This window comes from Brevundimonas sp., from assembly GCF_046295595.1.
Taxonomy (GTDB): domain Bacteria; phylum Pseudomonadota; class Alphaproteobacteria; order Caulobacterales; family Caulobacteraceae; genus Brevundimonas.
In genome coordinates, this window is the sequence record NZ_JBKBMX010000004.1 from 175,135 (window position 1) to 191,224 (window position 16,090).

The 16,090-nt window shown below is 67.9% G+C and carries 17 protein-coding genes; 5 read left to right on the top strand and 12 right to left on the bottom strand.

What is annotated here, in order from left to right:
- Positions 1-48 precede the first annotated feature (48 nt).
- From ACK4JY_RS04510 to ACK4JY_RS04550, 9 genes are all read right to left on the bottom strand, one after another.
- Complete coding sequence (locus ACK4JY_RS04510) at positions 49-1,002, bottom strand: FecR family protein (protein WP_409603229.1); 954 nt, start codon at positions 1,000-1,002, stop codon at positions 49-51.
- Complete coding sequence (locus ACK4JY_RS04515; protein ID WP_409603231.1) at positions 999-1,496, bottom strand: RNA polymerase sigma factor; 498 nt, start codon at positions 1,494-1,496, stop codon at positions 999-1,001. The genes ACK4JY_RS04510 and ACK4JY_RS04515 overlap by 4 nt, the downstream gene beginning before the upstream one ends.
- A 101-nt stretch (positions 1,497-1,597) precedes the next feature.
- A complete protein-coding gene (gene arsH, locus ACK4JY_RS04520) occupies positions 1,598-2,347 on the bottom strand; it encodes an arsenical resistance protein ArsH (protein ID WP_409603233.1) in 750 nt (249 codons plus the stop codon).
- Positions 2,347-3,441 carry an ACR3 family arsenite efflux transporter gene (gene arsB / locus ACK4JY_RS04525; RefSeq protein ID WP_409603235.1) on the bottom strand — a complete coding sequence of 365 codons (1,095 nt, stop codon included), beginning with the start codon at positions 3,439-3,441 and terminating at the stop codon, positions 2,347-2,349. The genes arsH and arsB overlap by 1 nt, the downstream gene beginning before the upstream one ends.
- A complete protein-coding gene (arsC, locus tag ACK4JY_RS04530) occupies positions 3,438-3,863 on the bottom strand; it encodes an arsenate reductase (glutaredoxin) (RefSeq protein ID WP_409603236.1) in 426 nt (141 codons plus the stop codon). The genes arsB and arsC overlap by 4 nt, the downstream gene beginning before the upstream one ends.
- A gap of 9 nt (positions 3,864-3,872) precedes the next feature.
- Positions 3,873-4,208 carry an ArsR/SmtB family transcription factor gene (locus ACK4JY_RS04535; protein WP_409603238.1) on the bottom strand — a complete coding sequence of 112 codons (336 nt, stop codon included), beginning with the start codon at positions 4,206-4,208 and terminating at the stop codon, positions 3,873-3,875.
- Positions 4,209-4,306: 98 nt separating this feature from the next.
- Positions 4,307-5,254, bottom strand: coding sequence for a glutathione S-transferase family protein (locus tag ACK4JY_RS04540; RefSeq protein WP_409603240.1), 948 nt, complete (start codon positions 5,252-5,254; stop codon positions 4,307-4,309).
- A gap of 65 nt (positions 5,255-5,319) precedes the next feature.
- Positions 5,320-6,585: a mechanosensitive ion channel family protein gene (locus tag ACK4JY_RS04545; protein WP_409603242.1), complete on the bottom strand. Its 1,266-nt coding sequence runs from the start codon at positions 6,583-6,585 to the stop codon at positions 5,320-5,322.
- 107 nt (positions 6,586-6,692) lie between these two features.
- Entirely contained in the window at positions 6,693-7,436 is a 744-nt protein-coding gene (locus ACK4JY_RS04550; protein WP_409603244.1) for a hypothetical protein, read from the bottom strand.
- Positions 7,437-7,766: 330 nt separating this feature from the next.
- On the opposite strand from ACK4JY_RS04550, the gene ACK4JY_RS04555 reads away from it, so the two are divergent.
- The 3 genes from ACK4JY_RS04555 to ACK4JY_RS04565 all read left to right on the top strand — a co-directional run bounded on the left by ACK4JY_RS04555 (position 7,767) and on the right by ACK4JY_RS04565 (position 10,252).
- Positions 7,767-8,237, top strand: a complete 471-nt coding sequence (locus ACK4JY_RS04555) for a hypothetical protein (RefSeq protein ID WP_409603246.1) — start codon at positions 7,767-7,769, stop codon at positions 8,235-8,237.
- Between the two features lie 176 nt (positions 8,238-8,413).
- On the top strand, positions 8,414-9,175 hold the full coding sequence (locus tag ACK4JY_RS04560) for a L,D-transpeptidase family protein (protein WP_409603298.1): 762 nt from the start codon (positions 8,414-8,416) through the stop codon (positions 9,173-9,175).
- Between the two features lie 3 nt (positions 9,176-9,178).
- Positions 9,179-10,252, top strand: a complete 1,074-nt coding sequence (locus ACK4JY_RS04565; RefSeq protein ID WP_409603248.1) for an AI-2E family transporter — start codon at positions 9,179-9,181, stop codon at positions 10,250-10,252.
- A 117-nt stretch (positions 10,253-10,369) separates the two neighbouring features.
- Here ACK4JY_RS04565 and ACK4JY_RS04570 read toward each other — a convergent pair whose 3' ends face one another.
- Positions 10,370-10,984, bottom strand: coding sequence for a helix-turn-helix transcriptional regulator (locus ACK4JY_RS04570; protein WP_409603250.1), 615 nt, complete (start codon positions 10,982-10,984; stop codon positions 10,370-10,372).
- A 185-nt stretch (positions 10,985-11,169) separates the two neighbouring features.
- Here ACK4JY_RS04570 and ACK4JY_RS04575 point away from each other — a divergent pair, with 185 nt between their 5' ends.
- On the top strand, positions 11,170-12,195 hold the full coding sequence (locus ACK4JY_RS04575; RefSeq protein WP_409603252.1) for a hypothetical protein: 1,026 nt from the start codon (positions 11,170-11,172) through the stop codon (positions 12,193-12,195).
- A gap of 85 nt (positions 12,196-12,280) precedes the next feature.
- Positions 12,281-12,709, top strand: coding sequence for a hypothetical protein (locus ACK4JY_RS04580; protein ID WP_409603254.1), 429 nt, complete (start codon positions 12,281-12,283; stop codon positions 12,707-12,709).
- Here the strand turns inward: ACK4JY_RS04580 and ACK4JY_RS04585 are convergent.
- Positions 12,706-13,662 (bottom strand): hypothetical protein, encoded by a 957-nt coding sequence (locus ACK4JY_RS04585; RefSeq protein ID WP_409603256.1) that lies wholly within the window; start codon positions 13,660-13,662, stop codon positions 12,706-12,708. The two genes, ACK4JY_RS04580 and ACK4JY_RS04585, sit on opposite strands and share 4 nt — an antisense overlap.
- The gene (locus ACK4JY_RS04590; protein WP_409603257.1) at positions 13,659-16,088 is read right to left on the bottom strand and encodes a fimbria/pilus outer membrane usher protein; all 2,430 of its coding nucleotides are present in this window, start codon (positions 16,086-16,088) and stop codon (positions 13,659-13,661) included. The genes ACK4JY_RS04585 and ACK4JY_RS04590 overlap by 4 nt, the downstream gene beginning before the upstream one ends.
- Positions 16,089-16,090: the final 2 nt, after the last annotated feature.

The following is a 16,090-nucleotide window of genomic DNA, read 5'->3' on the forward strand; positions in this document are numbered from 1 at the left end:
CGCGGCCGCAAAACCGACACGATCGGGACACAAAAAAATCACCACCCGTCAGCGCGTGATGTGCAGGGTGTCGCCCTCCTTCTCGATCCGCAGCCCGTGCAGGGTCGCGGCCGCTTCGGCGAAGTCCGGCGCATTAGTCGCGAACACGCCTGAGACCGGCAGGGCCGCGACTCGCGGGTCGTCGACGATGATCGGCGGGCCGCCATAGCGGTTCAGCTCGGTGACGGCTTCTCCCAGCGGGGTTTCGCTAAAAACGGTCTGACCGCGCCGCCACGCGGTCGCAACTTCCACGGACTCGGGTTCGATCCGGCGCGGACCGTGCAACGGCTCGGTCAGCTTCTCGCCCGGCCGCAGCACGAGGGGCGCCTCGGCCGCGCCGCCGGTTCGCGGGCGGTCGTGCGAGACGGCGACCTTCCCCTTGATCAGGGTGACGACCACGTCGTCACGGGTCCGCCGGACCGTGAAGACGGTGCCGAGCGCCTGGATGCGGGTGTCGCCGGCGACCACGACAAAGGGCCGTTCGGCGTCATGCGCGACCTCGAACATCGCCTCGCCGCGATCCAGTTCGATCTGCCGCTGCTCCGCGTTGAACAGAACATCCACCTGGGTGTCGGTGTTGAGCGCGATGCGGCTGCCATCGGCGAGCGTCGCCACCTTCTGTTCGCCGGGGGCCGTCGCATAGGCCCCGGCGTCCGCCAGCGACCACCAGAGGGCGCCGAAACCGACCACTACGGCCAGGCAGGCCGCGAGGGCCGCCGGGTACCACATCCGCCGTCGAGCGACGGGCGCGGGCGGATACAGCTCCTCCTGTCCGTATCGCGCCGCGCGCGGCAGGATCGCCCAAGTTTCATTGGCCCGCTCGAACGCTTCGGCATGGGCCGGGTCGGCCGCCAGCCAGGCGTCCAGGGCTGGCCTCACGGCCTCCTCCTGGGCGCCATGCAGCCGGGCCAGCCAGACGGCGGCGTCCGCGTCGATGCTGTGGGAGGGGGTGGCCGGGCTCACGATTGCGCCATCCAGTTCATCAGTTGCAACGTCGCGCGGGCGACCAGTTTCTCGACGGCGGCGACCGACATGTCTTCCGAAGCCGCGATCTCGGCGTAGCTCATGTTCTCGAGGCGGCGCTTCAGCAGAATCCGGCGAGTCCGTTCGGGCAGCCGTTCCAGACCCGCCGCCACCTGGCGCAGCCGCGCCCGCGCCTCGACGATCCGGGCCGGATCCGGCGCGGCGTCGACGATCTGGTGGATCTCCGCGCCGTCGGCCAGCGGCATGTGCCGGCTGCGGCGCTGACGGTCGATCGACAGATTCACCGCGGCCCTGACCAGCAGGGCTTCGTGGGACTGGACCGCGTGCAGCCGTTGATATTGATCCACCTTCAGATACGCCTCGTGCACAAGCTCATCGGCGTCCTGATCAGAGATCCCCTGCCGCATGACGGCCCGTCGGGCCTTTTTGAGAATTTCCGCGAGCGTTGCCATCGGGGACCCTGCCTCAGTCATTCAGACGGTCGAGCGCGCGAAACCCGACATGCGACGTGCAACCAGTGGTGTGTTTCTTTTCGCGCGGTGCGAGGGCGGCCGGATATCTCCGACCCGGGGCGTTACGGCTGCGCGGCGATGGCGATGGACGAAAGGTCCGTGCCGGCGTCGATCATCTTGCCTGACGCCTTGCGCTCTGAATAGCGGTCGACCAGCCGGCCCGCGTGCGGGCGGGTCAGGACGGTGAACCGCACCAGTTCCTCCATCACATCGACGATCCGGTCATAATAGCTGGACGGTTTCATCCGGCCGGCCTCGTCGAACTCCTCGAACGCCTTGGCGACGCTGGACTGGTTGGGAATGGTGATCATCCGCATCCAGCGGCCGAGCAGCCGCAGGGTGTTGACGGCGTTGAAACTCTGCGACCCGCCGGACACCTGCATCACCGCCAGGGTCCGCCCCTGGGTCGGGCGCACACCGCCCATGCTGAGCGGCAGGTGGTCGATCTGCAGCTTCAGCAGGCCCGAGACGGTCCCGTGCCGTTCGGGGCTGCACCACACCATGCCTTCCGACCACAGGGCGTGCTCACGCAACTCCCGGACGGCCGGATGGTCGTCGTCGCCGGGCGATCCTGGAAGGGGGAGATCGGAGGGATCGAAGATGCGCGTCTCGCAGCCCATGAAGCGCAGCAGCCGGGCGGCCTCCTCGACGCACAGGCGCGAATAGGACCGCGACCGCAACGAGCCATAGAGCAGCAGGATGCGCGGCGGGTGATCCTCCGGTCCGAGACCCGACGCCGGCGTGCTGCACAGAAAGGCCGGGTTGAGCGCCGGCAGGTGGTCGGGATCGGGCAGGTCGCGCAGACGATCCATCAGCCGGCCTCCCGCGCCGGGGCTGTCTCGGGGAAGAAGCGCCGGCCCAGCCAAAGGGCGACCGGCACCAGCAGAATCAGCACCGGCACCTCCACCAGCGGGCCGATCACCGCGGCGAAGGCCACCGGCGACGCCAGGCCGAAGGCGGCGATGGCCACGGCGATCGCCAGTTCGAAATTATTGGACGCGGCGGTGAAGGCCAGCGCCGTGGTGCGCGGATAATCGGCCTCGATCAGCCGCCCCATCAGGAAGCTGACCACAAACATCACCCCGAAATAGATGGTCAGCGGAATGGCGATCCGGATCGCGTCCAGCGGCAGGGCGACGACCTCGCCGCCCTTGAGGCTGAACATGGCGACGATGGTGAACAACAGGGCGATCAGGGTGATCGGCCCGATACGCGGCAGGAAGCGGTCCTCGTACCAGTCGGCGCCCTTGCGCGCGATCAGCACCCGGCGGGTCAGAAAGCCGCCGACGAACGGCAGGCCGAGATAGACCAGCACCGCCCCGGCGATGGTCCAGACGCCGACATCCACCACACTGCCCTCAAGGCCGAACACCGGCGGCAGGACCGTCAGGAAGAACCACGCATAGAGGCTGAAGAAGGCGATCTGGAAGATCGAGTTGAAGGCGACTAGTCCCGCCACATACTGGTTGTCGCCGCGCGCCAGCTGGTTCCACACCAGCACCATGGCGATGCAGCGCGCCAGACCGATCAGGATGACCCCGGTCATGTACTCGGGGTAGTCGCGCAGGAAGATCACCGCCAGGGCGAACATCAGCACCGGTCCCAGCACCCAGTTCTGGAACAGCGACAGGGCCAGCACCCGCTTGTCGGCGAACACCCGCGGCAAGGCCTCGTATTTCACCTTCGCCAGCGGCGGATACATCATCAGGATCAGGCCGATGGCGATCGGGATGTTGGTCGTGCCGACCGACAGGCTGTCCAGCCAGACCGGCAGGCCCGGAATGACGGTTCCCAGCGCCACGCCGCCCGCCATGGCGGCGAAGATCCACAGGGTCAGCCACCGGTCCAGAAAGGATAACCGGCGCGGTGCGGCCTTCGGCGTGTCGACGACAGGCGTGTCGATCACCGGGCCACCCGCCGTCCGTCGGCGTCGATCACGACCTCGCCGTCTTCCTTGATGAAAGGCTTCAGCCCCTCGGCCGGCAGCAGATCGAGAACGGCCTCCGATGGACGACAAAGCTTCACGCCCATGGCGGAGACCACGATCGGCCGGTTGAGCAGGATCGGATGGGCCTCGATGGCGTCCAGCAACTCCTCCTCGGAGCGGGCCGGGTCGCCCAGCCCTAGCTCGGCGAAGGGCGTGCCCTTTTCCCGCAACAGGTCGCGCAGCGGCACGCCGGCGCGCGCGGCGAGATCGGCCACCTCGGCCCGCGACGGCGGCGTCTTCAGATACTCGATGACCCGGGGCTCGAGTCCCACATGCCGGATCAGCTCCAGCGTGTTGCGGGACGTGCCGCAGGCGGGGTTGTGATAGATGACGACGTCCATCGGCAATCCTCAGGCGCGGGCCGGCGCCAGGTCCTTGAGAAGCGGTTCGCAGAGGTCGGCCCGGCCGCCGCAGCAGTCAGTGAGCAGGAACAGCAGCAGGCCGCGCAACCGGTCGAGATCGGCCCGGTAGACGATCGACCGTCCGCGCCGCTCGGAGGCGACCAGCCCCGCGCGCGCCAGCACGCCGAGGTGGGCCGACATGGTATTGGCCGGCACCGCCAGATGATGGGCGATTTCACCGGCCGGAAGACCGTCCGGTTCGTGACGCACCAGCAGACGGAAGGTCTCAAGCCGGGTCGCCTGGGACAGGGCGGCGAGCGCGAAAAGGGCCGACTCGGTTTCCATACTTCCAGCATAATGGAATAGTTCGCTCGCCCGCAAGCTGCGCCGGCCCCGCGGTCGTGCGGGCGGCGCGTCGACGGGGCCCACAGTGATGACGGACGCTAGATCCAGTTCGCGGGGCCCGCAGGTACCACGCCCGACGGGTTCACCTGCCGATGGCTTTCGTAATAGTGCCGCTTGATGTGCTCGACATTGACCGTATCGGCCACGCCCGGCAGGGCATGGAAGGCGCGCAGATATCGGGACAACGCGGGATAGTCGACGATGCGGCGCAGGTTGCATTTGAAGTGGCCGTGATAGACCAGATCGAAGCGGATCAGGGTGGTGAACAGCCTGATATCGGCCTCGGTCAGGCGGTCGCCGGTCAGCCACTCGGACCGTTCAAGACGCTGCTCCAGCCAGGCGAGGGTGTCGAACAGCGGCCCCACCGCCTCTTCGTAGGCCTCCTGTTTTGTCGCGAAACCGGCGCGATAGACGCCATTGTTCAGGGTCGAATAGACGCGCTCGTTCACCGCGTCGATTTCGGCCCGCAAGGCCTCGGGACAGTAATCGCCCGCCGCGGCGCCGACGCCGTCGAAGGCGCTGTTGAACATGCGGATGATGTCGGCGGATTCGTTGGAGACAATCGTCCCGCGCTGCCGGTCCCACAGGACCGGCACGGTGACCTTGCCGGTGTAGCCGGGGTCGGCCGCCGTATAGACCTGGTGCAGATAGTCGAAGCCGTGGATCGGATCGCCGGTCACGCCGGGACCGGGCTGGAAGGTCCAGCCGTCTTCCCGCATGAGCCAGTGCACCGTCGAGACGTCGATCATGTCCTCGAGGCCCTTGAACCGGCGCATGATCAGGGTGCGGTGCGCCCACGGACACGCAAGGCTGACGTAGAGGTGGTAGCGGCCCGGTTCCGCCCTGAAACCGCCCTCCCCGTCCGGCCCCGGCTCGCCATTGGCCGTGACCCGGTTGCGGAACCGGCTCTCCTTGCGCTTGAAGCGACCGTCCGCGTCCGCGAAGACCTCGTCGGACCGCCATTCTCCATCGACCAGCTGTCCCAAGGCATTCTCCTTCGTCTCAAAAATCGGTGTAGCGCGCACGCCGGACCCGCTGGCGTCTCGCCGTCTCAAGCTCTGTCGGCCGGATTGTCCGGCAATCGCTGAATCAGCCGAATGTCCGGGTTTGGCAAACCGACGCCCGCCTCGCGGCAAAGATCGACGACCCGGCGTCGCACCAGCGACCCCGTGTCCTGGAAATCGGACCGCCGCGAGTCGGTCCAGAAGGCCAGGTCGAACTCGATGTCGGAGGCGTCAAGCGTCCGGACTCTCAGCCGTGGTGGCGGCGTCTCGAGCACGCCTTCGACGCCTGCGGCCCCGGCCGGCAGAAGGGCGACCAGACTCTGGATGTCGACCTCATAGCCAAGCCGGAACCGGACGTTGCCGCGACGCACCGGATCGGCGGTGTTGTTGGTGATGCGCGAGGTGAAGACCTCGGCGTTTGGCACCAGGGTAACCCGGCCGTCGTACGTCCGGATCTGGGTCGCCCGCAGCTCGATGCGCTCGACCGTGCCCTCGGCGGACTCGCCGATGACGATCTGGTCGCCGATGTGGAACGGGCGCAGCGCCAGGATGAGTAGGCCGCTGACGAAGTTTGACAGGATGTCCTTGAGCGCGAATCCGAGCACCAGACCCGTGAGGCCCAGCCCGGCCACGACCGAGCCGGGGCTGAAGCCGAGAACGTCGGCCGCCACCACCAGTCCCAGAGCGACCAGGCCGAAATAGGTCATCTGCCGCACGAGGCTCTGACGCGTCGGATCCCTGACAACCAGCGGCAGGGCGCGACGCAGGGCGAACCTGAGCACCGAGGCGATCATGCAGAACAGCAGGACGACCAGCAGGGCGGCGGCGGCGCGCGGTACAATGCTGACCGTCGATGCGCCCAGCCGCTGGAGCGCGGCTTCAGCCGAGCCCCGCGCCTCGGCCCAGTAGCGCCCGCCCGGCGACCGGCGAGCCTCACGCGCCTCGGCGAGGGCCAGATCGACCGACATGGCCCACTGGCGCGCGAGAGCGGCTTGCGAAGTCGCCTCCTCGGCGGCGTCCATGAGCGTGACGGTGACCACCGGCTGCCCCCCGACCTCGATCCTCGGCTCGTCGCTATCGATGTCGACAACCCTCGCGGGCTGCGGGATCCGGGCGCTATTGGTCAGGGCGGACAGCCGCGCCTCCACGCGTCGGGCGCGATTGGCCGACTGGTTCGCGCTGTCCCCCGACACACGCATGACCTCACGCCCGTCCAGGCGAACGCCGGCGCTGGCGCCTTGGGCCGCAACCGGCCCGGACGCCAGGCCGAGCGCCCAAGCAAAGGCGAGCGCCAGGATCAGTCGCACCTTCACAGGGACTCTCCGTCTCTCATCTGCCGTCCAGCACTCCGGTCTTCACGTTCGCAGACAAACGAAAGGGCGCCGGTTAGCCGGCGCCCTCGTCGTCAACAGATTTGATCCTAGAAGCGCGACGGCGAATCGCTGCCGAGCGGCCGGGTTGTACGGCCGGGCTCATCGGCCATGGTTGTGTCGCGGGCGTCGACCGTAGCAAAGCTGCGGCCTTCACCGGCGACCGGGCGCGTCTGATAACGCGCGCGCTCGGCCAACACCTGGTCGCGGCCATAGGGTTCGGCAGACGAGTCGAACTGCTTCCAGCCCTGCTCGCGATAGGCCTTGCCGCGAGCGTCGGCGAGCTGGCCGCCGTGACGCTCGAGTGTGGCGACAACGTCGTCGACACGGTCATCCTCCGCACGCACGCTGACCAGCGAACCACCGCGGCGAACGCCTTCAGCGTAGACGTGCGCATCTTCCTCGCTCTCCCCATCCTTCGTCAGGGCTCCGATCAGCCCGCCGGTCGCGCCACCGGCGACCGCGCCGCCGACGGCGCCCGCCGCCGTGGCGGCCAGCCAGCCGGCGGCGACCACGGGGCCGACCCCGGGGATGGCCAGCATGCCCAGCCCGGCCAGCAGGCCCGCGCCGCCGCCCAGCGCCGCGCCGACGCCAGCGCCGGTCGCCGCGCCTTCACCGGCCTTGGTATCGTCATCGTGGTCGGGCGAGTGCTCGGTCGTCTGGCCGGCGGTGTGCCATTGCTCGGTGTTGTTCGAGACAAGACTGATATCGCTGACCCGACCATCCGTCTCGAGGCTGCGCACCGCATCCAGCGCGTCGGAGTGGTGGTCGAAAAGTCGTGTGATGGTCCGCATGATTGAATGGTCCTTCCGGGATGGCCGCACCAACGAGAAACCAGATCGGTTCGTCGGGCGCTGGCTCGGTTCAGGTTGCCCTTTCACAACCAGACCAGCCGGATTTCGTTCAACGGAACGGTCCGAAATAAAATAACATAGACGTGATAGTGGAGTTACTCTGGCAGCTCTACAGAAAACATAGCAGTAAATGCCTTTTGCTTCTGTTGTGATATTCTACAGATTATCGAATATTATGCTTATACCAGACGGCGTTTTTTTGTTGCACACGGAACCATCCTAGCCGCGCACGGTTTTGGTCATATCTCGAACACTATCAGGAGAACCACCATGCGCTTTGGCATGAGCATCGCCGTACCCGCCCTGTTGGCGGCCGCCGCCTTGTCCGCCTGCTCGGAGTCAGAGGAGCCGCGGAACGCCGCGATCAATGAAGACCTGAACACCGGCACCACCGCCGCCCAGACCGAAGGCGCCAACTCCTTCACTGAAGGCCAGGCCCGCGGACACGTCGAAAACGCCGGCTATACCGACGTCTCGCCCATGACCCTGACCGAAGATGGCCTGTGGCAGGGTACGGCCACGCGCGACGGCGCCACCATGAATGTATCGGTGGATTACCGCGGCGCGGTCACGAACACGCCTGAGCAGGACGCGCCCCCCGCGGCGGCCAACGATGGCGATACGGCCGCGCCGTCCGCGACCGATCAGGGCGCCCCCGCGGCGGCGACGGTCTCGCAGGATCCGGCCGCCATGCCGGGCGCGACCTCGGCTGAAATGCGCCGCACCGGCGAACGCGGCTAAGCGCGCGCGAGGTGCCCGACCGCCGTCCATGGGCCGCCGCCGCGATCTCCGCGGCGGCGCTCTGGCTGGCGAGCGCTGGCGAACTCGGCGGATCCGCGGCCGTCCCCCATATGCCGGTCAGCGCGGGCGCCGCCAGCCGGCCCACCGCCGGGACGCCGTCGCTTGCCGCCATGCTAATGCAGGACCCGCGGGGACAGGCTTCTGCACGGGGGACGCCGGACCGCCGCCTTGAGACAAACGCCCGACGCCTGCGGGCTGTCGAGGCTACGCTTCCACCCACGTTTGTCCTCGTCAACATTCCGCAGGCGCGACTGTGGATGGTGCGGGACGGTCGGATCGAGGGTTCCATGCGCGTGGTCGTGGGACAGGCTCGTCAACCGACGCCGCAAATGACGACCGAACTGACCCACGTCGTCCTTAATCCTCGATGGAACCTGCCGCAGGACGTGGTGCGAACCCGTCTGGCGCCCGCGGCCGCGCGCTCCCGGGGCCGAAGCATTTCGAAAGCAGGCTATGAAGTCATGTCCGGTTGGGACGACGACGCGACGCCCGTGTCCGCCGGCGAGATCGACTGGTGGGCCGTCGCGGCGGGCCGGCTGGAGGTCCCCGTTCGTCAGAAGCCGGGGCCGGCGAACGCCATGGGCTCCGCCAAATTCGTGATGACCAACGACGCCGGCATCTATCTGCACGACTCCCCCGACCGCCATCTGTTCTCAAGAGCGCGCCGGACGCTCAGCGCCGGCTGCGTGCGGGTCGAGGATTACCGACGGCTGGTGGACTTTCTGGTCCCTCATCCGCTGCCGCCCGTGCGGGACGCCGGACGTCCGACCTATGTGCGCCTCGGGAAGCCCATGCCGATCTACCTGACCTATATCACCGCGCTGGCGTCCGACACGGGACCGATGCTGTTCCCTGATCCCTACGGCCTGGACGTCTGAACCATGAGCGAGACCGCCCGCCCCTCCCCCGGCCTTGATCCGGGCTTCGTGCACAAGGCGCTGTTCATCGCCGGACTCATCGTTCTGATGGCCCTCGTGTGGAAGCTGGCCAATGTCCTGCTGCTCGCCTTCGCCGCCGTCATCATCGCGGTTCTGGTTCGCAGTCTCGCCGACCCTATCCGCGAGCGCACCGGCCTCGGCACGGGGTTGAGTCTGATCCTGGCTTCACTGACCATTTTCTCGGTGCTGGCCGGGTCCGGCTGGCTGTTCGGCTCTACGGTTGCGGCCCAGGTCGACACCCTGGCCGACCGCATTCCCCGGTCGTTGGCGGAGCTGGAAGCGCTTCTCGCCAGCCTGCCGTTCGGCCCGCAACTGGCCGGCCAGCTGGACGGCGCCGCGACGGCCCCCGACCTGCAGAGCATGGTGGGACGGGTCAGCGGATATGTGATGGCGGTGATCGGAGCGGGGGCCAATTTGCTGCTCGTGGTGTTCGCCGGCCTGTTCTTCGCCGCCCAGCCCGGGCGCATGAGGGACGGCCTGTTGCTGCTGGTCCCGCCGCAACCGCGCGAGCCCTTGCGCGAAGCTGCCAATGAGAGCGGCCGGGCGCTGCGGCTCTGGTTGATGGGAACGCTCGCCGACATGGTGGTGGTCGGCGTTCTGACCGGTATCGGGACGGCGTTCATCGGCCTGCCGTCGCCCGTCGCGCTGGGCCTGTTCGCCGGCCTCGCCGCCTTCGTGCCGATCGTCGGGCCAATCGTGTCCGTCGTCCCGGCCGTACTTCTGGCGCTGGATCAGGGACCGCAGATGATCCTGCTGACCGTGGCGGTCTATTTCATCGTCCAGCAGATCGAGAGCAATCTGATCTACCCCTTCATCCAGAAGCGCGCCGTTGATCTTCCGCCCGTTCTGACCCTGTTCGGCGTGCTGGGTCTGGGCACATTGTTCGGCCCGCTCGGCGTGGTGTTCGCCTCGCCGCTGCTGGTGGTCGGCCTCGTCTGGATCAAGCTTCTCTACATCCGCAACGCCTTGGGCGAGGACATTCCACTTCCCGGGCGCAGCGACCCTGAACCCGGTTAGGTGGACCTGGGGATGAAGGGCAATCTGAGTGCTGGGTGACCTTCTTGTAGACCGTCAGGCCCAGGACAACCAGGGTGTGCCAGGACGCGTTCCATCAAGCCAGGGCCGGCGCCAGCTTCAGCGGCGCAGGCGAAACGACGCCATGGTTGCGAACAACTGCTCGCGGTTGGCGACGCCGATCTTGGCGTACGACCGTTTGACGTGGGTGCGGACGGTCTCGATGCTGATGCCGAGCACGCCGGCAAGCTCCTCCGCATTCGCGCCGCCCATCAGGGCCCTAAGCAGGCGCTCCTCAGACTTGGTGAGGCCGAAGATCGCGCGGGTGTCCGCCCAGAGGGTGTCCTCCAGCGCGGTTGGAAAGGTCTGGATGGCGACGAGTCCGGCATCGGGGACCTTTTCAACGCGCAGGACGACATGATCGGCGTTCGAGCCGCCGCTTGTCGCATAGGCCGCCGGGCCCTCGCCCAGACCATCCACGAAGGTTCGAAACCGCTCGGTTGATTGTTTGCCGCCGAGAACGAGCCGTCCGCCGGCCGCGCTCACACCCCCGCCGGCTTCAAGCATCCGGCGGGCGCTGGGGTTCATATCGACGATCTCGAGGGTGTCGGGGCGCACGAAAAAGCTTGGCCGCGACAGCCTCTGGAACCACTCGGACAGATGCGAAGCATCTGTCTGCGGCCGGCCTTCTGCAGAGTAGCCACCGTTCGCGGCAAGGTTGGATGGAGTAAGCAAGTTCGGCGGAACCAGTACAAGGAATGGTCGGCCGATATCAGCGTTTTAATCCCCCAGGATGGGTATTGCGTATCGCATCTCACGGTTGAGACTGCGGCTGGCATACCGGCGCGACCCGAACCGCAGTTTTCCCGCGCCACCTCGGATCATCCCGATCCGAATGTAGTTAGTTTCTGGATTACCGAGTGAACCTGCTGTCCCCGGCGCCGCGGCATAGGCTGATCGAGAGTTTTTCTTTCTCAACCGAAGGGGCCAGCCCAGCCCAGGCCCTCGCCGACTACCGGGAGCTCTATTCGGACGGCGCGGACGTCGTGGGCGCCGCATCCGGCCTCTCGGCCGAGGTCACCGCCTACAGACTGGACCGGCTCATACTGTTCGCGAGACGGCTCAAGGGCGTCGGGCACAGCCGCACGGCGCAGCGGGTCGCCGGCACGGGATTCTCCCACTTCACCCTGCACCTGGTGCTGGACGGAGCCATGACGGGCAGCGCCGCCAGCGGTTTTGGTTTGCTGGGGCCGGGCGAGATCGCGCTCCAGGACCTGCGCCACCCAACCAGCACGACGGTGTCTGACGGACGTCTCGTCACCGTCAGCGTCGCGCGCGACCTCATCGAGGCCGCGGCGGGCACCTCGAACGGGCTGCACGGTATGGTGATCCAGGCGGACAAGGGCGCCCTGCTGGCCGACTATCTTCAGTCCCTCGCGTCGCATGCCGGTCGCCTTGAGCACGACTCCTTGCCGACCCTGTCGCGCACCTTCGTGGAACTGCTGAGTGTGGCCATCGGACCGCAAACGGCGGGCGGCGCCGCCGGCCATCGCCGGGAGGAGTTCAATCGCCGGGAAGCCGTGCAGCGCGTGATCGAACGACGGCTGGAGGACCCGTCGCTGAACGCCGCCGAGATCGTCGGCGCGTCTGGCGTGTCGAGGGCTACCCTGTATCGACTGCTGCAACCGCATGGCGGGGTCGACACCTTCCTGACCGGCCGGCGCCTAGCCGCCGTCCGAACGACTCTCGAGCGCCCGGACGACACCAGCAGCTTCGCCTCGCTGGCGGAGAGATTCGCGTTTCGCAGCGAGAAAGACCTCGCCGTCGCGTTCCGCCAACGGTTTGGCATCTCCATGTCCGCCTACCGGCGGATGGTCGATGACCCGGGCCAGGCCGTCGCCCTGATGAAACGCCGGTGGGCGTCGTGGATGGTCGAGGTCAGGTAGAGTAAACGGCGGTTGACCATCCCGGTTAAAGCGGTTTTCAGTCGGGGCGTCGCAGTATGGAACCTTGAGACGGAGGTTTCGCGCCATGAGCTACGCCCGGCACACCAGGATCGCCCTGACCGCGACGGCGGCTATGCTGGCGGCGACGCCGGCCGCGGCCGACGGCGTCAGCATCGGCATCCACGGCAGGGTCGGCACCATCTGCCGCGTCGAGGTCGGGGGGCCGCCGGCACCCCGCTTCGAGGTCGGCGAGACCCGTCTCGGCCGCATGACGGAGCTGTGCAACAACGTTGACGGCTATCGTCTGGTGCTCAGCCACCCGGTCGGCCTGCAGGACGCCTGGATGGTCGTCGATGGCCAGCGCATCCCGATCTCGCCGACATCTTCGACCACCGTCATCGTCGACAGCCACGGCCCCGCGGCCCGTGAGCGCGAGGTCGGCATCGTCCTGTCCTCGGCGGCCACCAGCCTCGACCTGACCCTGCGGGCCGAGGCCAAGGGCGCCGTTTTCTAGGCGGCCGAGCAGCCTGACTGGGCCGCCAGACCCAGCCTTGGCGCGAACGTCAGGGTGACCACATCGCTATAGGCGCCCGCGGGACGGGTCATCACATCCTCTCCGTTCACGCCGATCTGGAGCGCGTGGCTGCGCCCACTCGGGGCCGGGGTGCGGTCGCAGACGACCGTGTCCCCTCTCTCCACCGACAGGCCGCCCAGTCGCATCGAATACGGCAGGCCGGTGGCGTCCGCCTCGCTCCGGCGCAGCACGCCCCATTTGGCGCCGACGCTGATCTCGTAGGGCGACGTCGACTGAGCGGTGATGACCACACCGCCGGTGGCGGAGCCTTGCCCCCGACCCAAGACGCCAAGGTCGATCTCACCGCGGCGATTGCCCACAGAGCCGACCCAGGCCGAGATCATCTCCGGCGTCTCCAGATCGATCGCCACCCGCCCCGCCGACTGCACCTCGACTCCGTCGAGGCGGTCGTTGCCGGAATAGCAGACATAGCGGATCTCGAGCGGCTCATAGTAGTCGCCCGCCCCCACCGACTGGCCTGCCGGAACGGAAAGGCGGAAGGTCTCATGGACCACATCGCCGGACGGACCCGAGCCGAACGATACGACCGCGCCATTGGTGGCGTTGGGCTGTTCCGCGCCATGGAAGAAGACCGGCTGCGAGGCATCTTGCGTCCAGGCGATGTCGTAGCCCTCGGGGCCGGCGACGCCGAGGCGGGACGCGCCGGCGGCGGGATTCGGGTCCACGACGATGAACCGGACCGACGTGGCCGAGGGCGTCACTCGACTGACCCGCAGGGTCAGGATCCGATTGACGGGGGTGTTCGAGAACGGGTCGTACTGGATCGACAGGCCCGTTCCGGCCGAGGCGAAATCGGCGCAGCCGGCCTGGGCCATCCCCGGGGCGAGGGCCAGGCCAATCAGGGAAAGACCGGACAGAAGAAGATGTTTCATCGGCTGCCTTCAGGGGAAACGGCGCCCAGACGGACCAGGCCGTCCGCGCCCTCGGGAATCTCGATTACATAGGAAGGCGAGCCCTCGGGTCCGGCCTCGATACGCCACAGCCCCGGCCGCAGTCCCTGGACCGCGAACCGGCCCGAGCCATTGGTGAACATCCGCACGCCGGGACGATCCGGCCGGGCGACCTCGAAGGCCAGGCCCGCCTGCAGACGCAGCGGCCCACCGTCGGCGGTCACCAGTTGGCCGGTCGCCGACACCGAATAGTCGGACCCGACCGTAACCAGATATCCCGAACGGTACGGAGGCAGGACCTGGACGACGCCGGCGCCGATGTCATAGCCCGTCGGCGCCTCGGGCACGTCGAACGTCACCGTGCGCGGCGAATAGGCGCTGAGTTCCGGCGTGACGGCGGCGCCCAGCAGTCCCGAGCGGGCCGTATAGGCGTTGTCGCGCGGCTCCACATAGACCGCCGATTGGCCGAGCGTGCGGTGCGCGCGGAACAGGGCGAAGCTGTCGTAGATCGGCCGCGACACGGCGGCGACGCCGTCGGCGAAGGCCAGCGACGCGCCGGCCCGAAGCGTGGTGCGCTGGTCCGAGATGTCGCCACTGCCGGCGTCGAACGAGGTCAGGTGCGACCCGCCGATCTCGGCGCGGTTCATGATGGCGGTAAAGGAGGCGTTCGCCCCCGTCGCGCTTTCGGATGCGTCCAGATTGCCGGCGGCGCTCCATGAGCCGACGCCCCGGCCGCGCGAGGTCTGATAGCCCAGCCGCGCCCTGTCCCGCCGGCTGTCGACCTCGGCGCTGACGCTGGCGTACTGGCCGAGGCGATAGGTGAGCCCGAAGCGGATCCCGAACTCCCGCTCGTCCCGACGGTGTTCGTAGATGGCCTCGGCGTTGAACATCAACCGGCTGTTGGCTCGCCAGCCATAGCTGGCCCGGACCGAACCCTGGTCCTCCCGCGCGCCGCGACCGACGGAATAGAAGACGTCGCCGGAGACATACTGGGTCGTGCCGATCGACTGCGAATAGGTGACCCCCGCCTCATAGGCGAAGGGGTTGTCGGCCAGATCGACACCCGGGGTGGCGAACGACTCGCTGGTGGCCTGGAAAGTGCCGGCGATCGACCGGGCGCCGGGCTCGTCGGCCCCGAAGACCCGCTCATAGCCGAGGTTCAGCGCATAGCCCTCGCCCACGCCCTCGACGCTGGAAACGGCGAGATCCATGCCGATCGTGCCCAGCGGCGCCGCCCAGACGGCTTCGCCGCCGACCACCGCGCCCCGGCTGTTGACCTGGAAATTGGCGCCGGCGGTCAGAACGTCGGACAGGCCGCGCCGGTAGAAGCCGGACGCGCCGGGCTCGCTGGTGTACTCCCGACCGTCTTGGCCGAATTCGGTCTCCGAGCCGACATAGAGGCCGAACTCGGTGAGGCCGGCGGCCAGCAGGCTGCGGTCGAAATAGATGGAGAAGGAGACGACGCTCTCGACCCCGGTGTCGTCCCGGATCACCAGGCGCACGTCGTTGCCGCCCTGGGCGAAGGGGAAGTCGCTGACGTCATAGGAGCCGGGGTTGAGCCGGGTCTGCTGTACGGACCGCCCGTTGATGAAGACCTCGACAGTCGAGGGCCGCACCAGGGTGAAGGCGCGTTGCCCGCGAGGCTGCACGTTTCGCTGCGGATCAAGGTCGGCGTAGACCCGCTCGAGCGACAGACCGGCCAGCGGGTTTGCGCCGGAGAAGCCCCGGGACTGCGGGCGCAGGTCGCCGGCGGTCCAGCGCGCCGTCCGCCTGGGGTCGTCATAGACCAGCCGGGTACCCTCCCGGACGAGCGACCCGTCGAGCGTCGCCTCGTTCTCCAGCACCACGCCGCGGAAGCGGACGGCGCTGTCGATCAGCAGGCTGGGCGTGCCAAATCCCGCATCCTCGCCCACGTGGACGTAGTCGGACGTCAGAAAGCCGGTCACATAGGCCGAGAGCGCGGCGGGCTGGGCCACCGGTCCCTGAAACGACGCGCGCCCGCCGGAGATGCTCAGGCTGTTGCGGGGGCGTGCGTCAGGATTGATCGACAGTATCAGGCCGAAGGTGCCGGGGTCATAGACGACGGGATAGCCCACGGCGCCGAGTTCGTCGGTCGACACCTGCTCCCGCTCGCCCAGGACAGTGGCCAGCGCCTGCCAGGCCGCCGGCGACAGCAGGGCCTGCATCAGGTCGAGCAGCGGCCGGGTCTCGATCAGGATCCGGTTGTCAGCGGTCAGGACGTAGTCGATCTCGCCAACGATGAAGGCGCCGTCCCTGAGCGGCCCGCCCAGCGGAATGTCGCGGCCGGTCGGGTTCAGCCCGGCCTGCAGCGGCGGCGCCGTCTGTATGACTTCGGACGCGAGATACGCCGACGACGCCACGTGACTCGGAGGGAGGGCGTCGATCACGG

Excerpts from the sequence above, each read along its gene's own strand:
- ACK4JY_RS04515 (WP_409603231.1), bottom strand. The coding sequence starts at position 1,496 with ATGACTGAGGCAGGGTCCCCGATGGCAACGCTCGCGGAAATTCTCAAA.
- arsH (WP_409603233.1), bottom strand. The coding sequence starts at position 2,347 with ATGGATCGTCTGCGCGACCTGCCCGATCCCGACCACCTGCCGGCGCTC.
- arsC (WP_409603236.1), bottom strand. The coding sequence starts at position 3,863 with ATGGACGTCGTCATCTATCACAACCCCGCCTGCGGCACGTCCCGCAAC.
- ACK4JY_RS04535 (WP_409603238.1), bottom strand. The coding sequence starts at position 4,208 with ATGGAAACCGAGTCGGCCCTTTTCGCGCTCGCCGCCCTGTCCCAGGCG.
- ACK4JY_RS04550 (WP_409603244.1), bottom strand. The coding sequence starts at position 7,436 with ATGCGGACCATCACACGACTTTTCGACCACCACTCCGACGCGCTGGAT.
- ACK4JY_RS04555 (WP_409603246.1), top strand. The coding sequence starts at position 7,767 with ATGCGCTTTGGCATGAGCATCGCCGTACCCGCCCTGTTGGCGGCCGCC.
- ACK4JY_RS04560 (WP_409603298.1), top strand. The coding sequence starts at position 8,414 with ATGCAGGACCCGCGGGGACAGGCTTCTGCACGGGGGACGCCGGACCGC.
- ACK4JY_RS04565 (WP_409603248.1), top strand. The coding sequence starts at position 9,179 with ATGAGCGAGACCGCCCGCCCCTCCCCCGGCCTTGATCCGGGCTTCGTG.
- ACK4JY_RS04580 (WP_409603254.1), top strand. The coding sequence starts at position 12,281 with ATGAGCTACGCCCGGCACACCAGGATCGCCCTGACCGCGACGGCGGCT.
- ACK4JY_RS04585 (WP_409603256.1), bottom strand. The coding sequence starts at position 13,662 with ATGAAACATCTTCTTCTGTCCGGTCTTTCCCTGATTGGCCTGGCCCTC.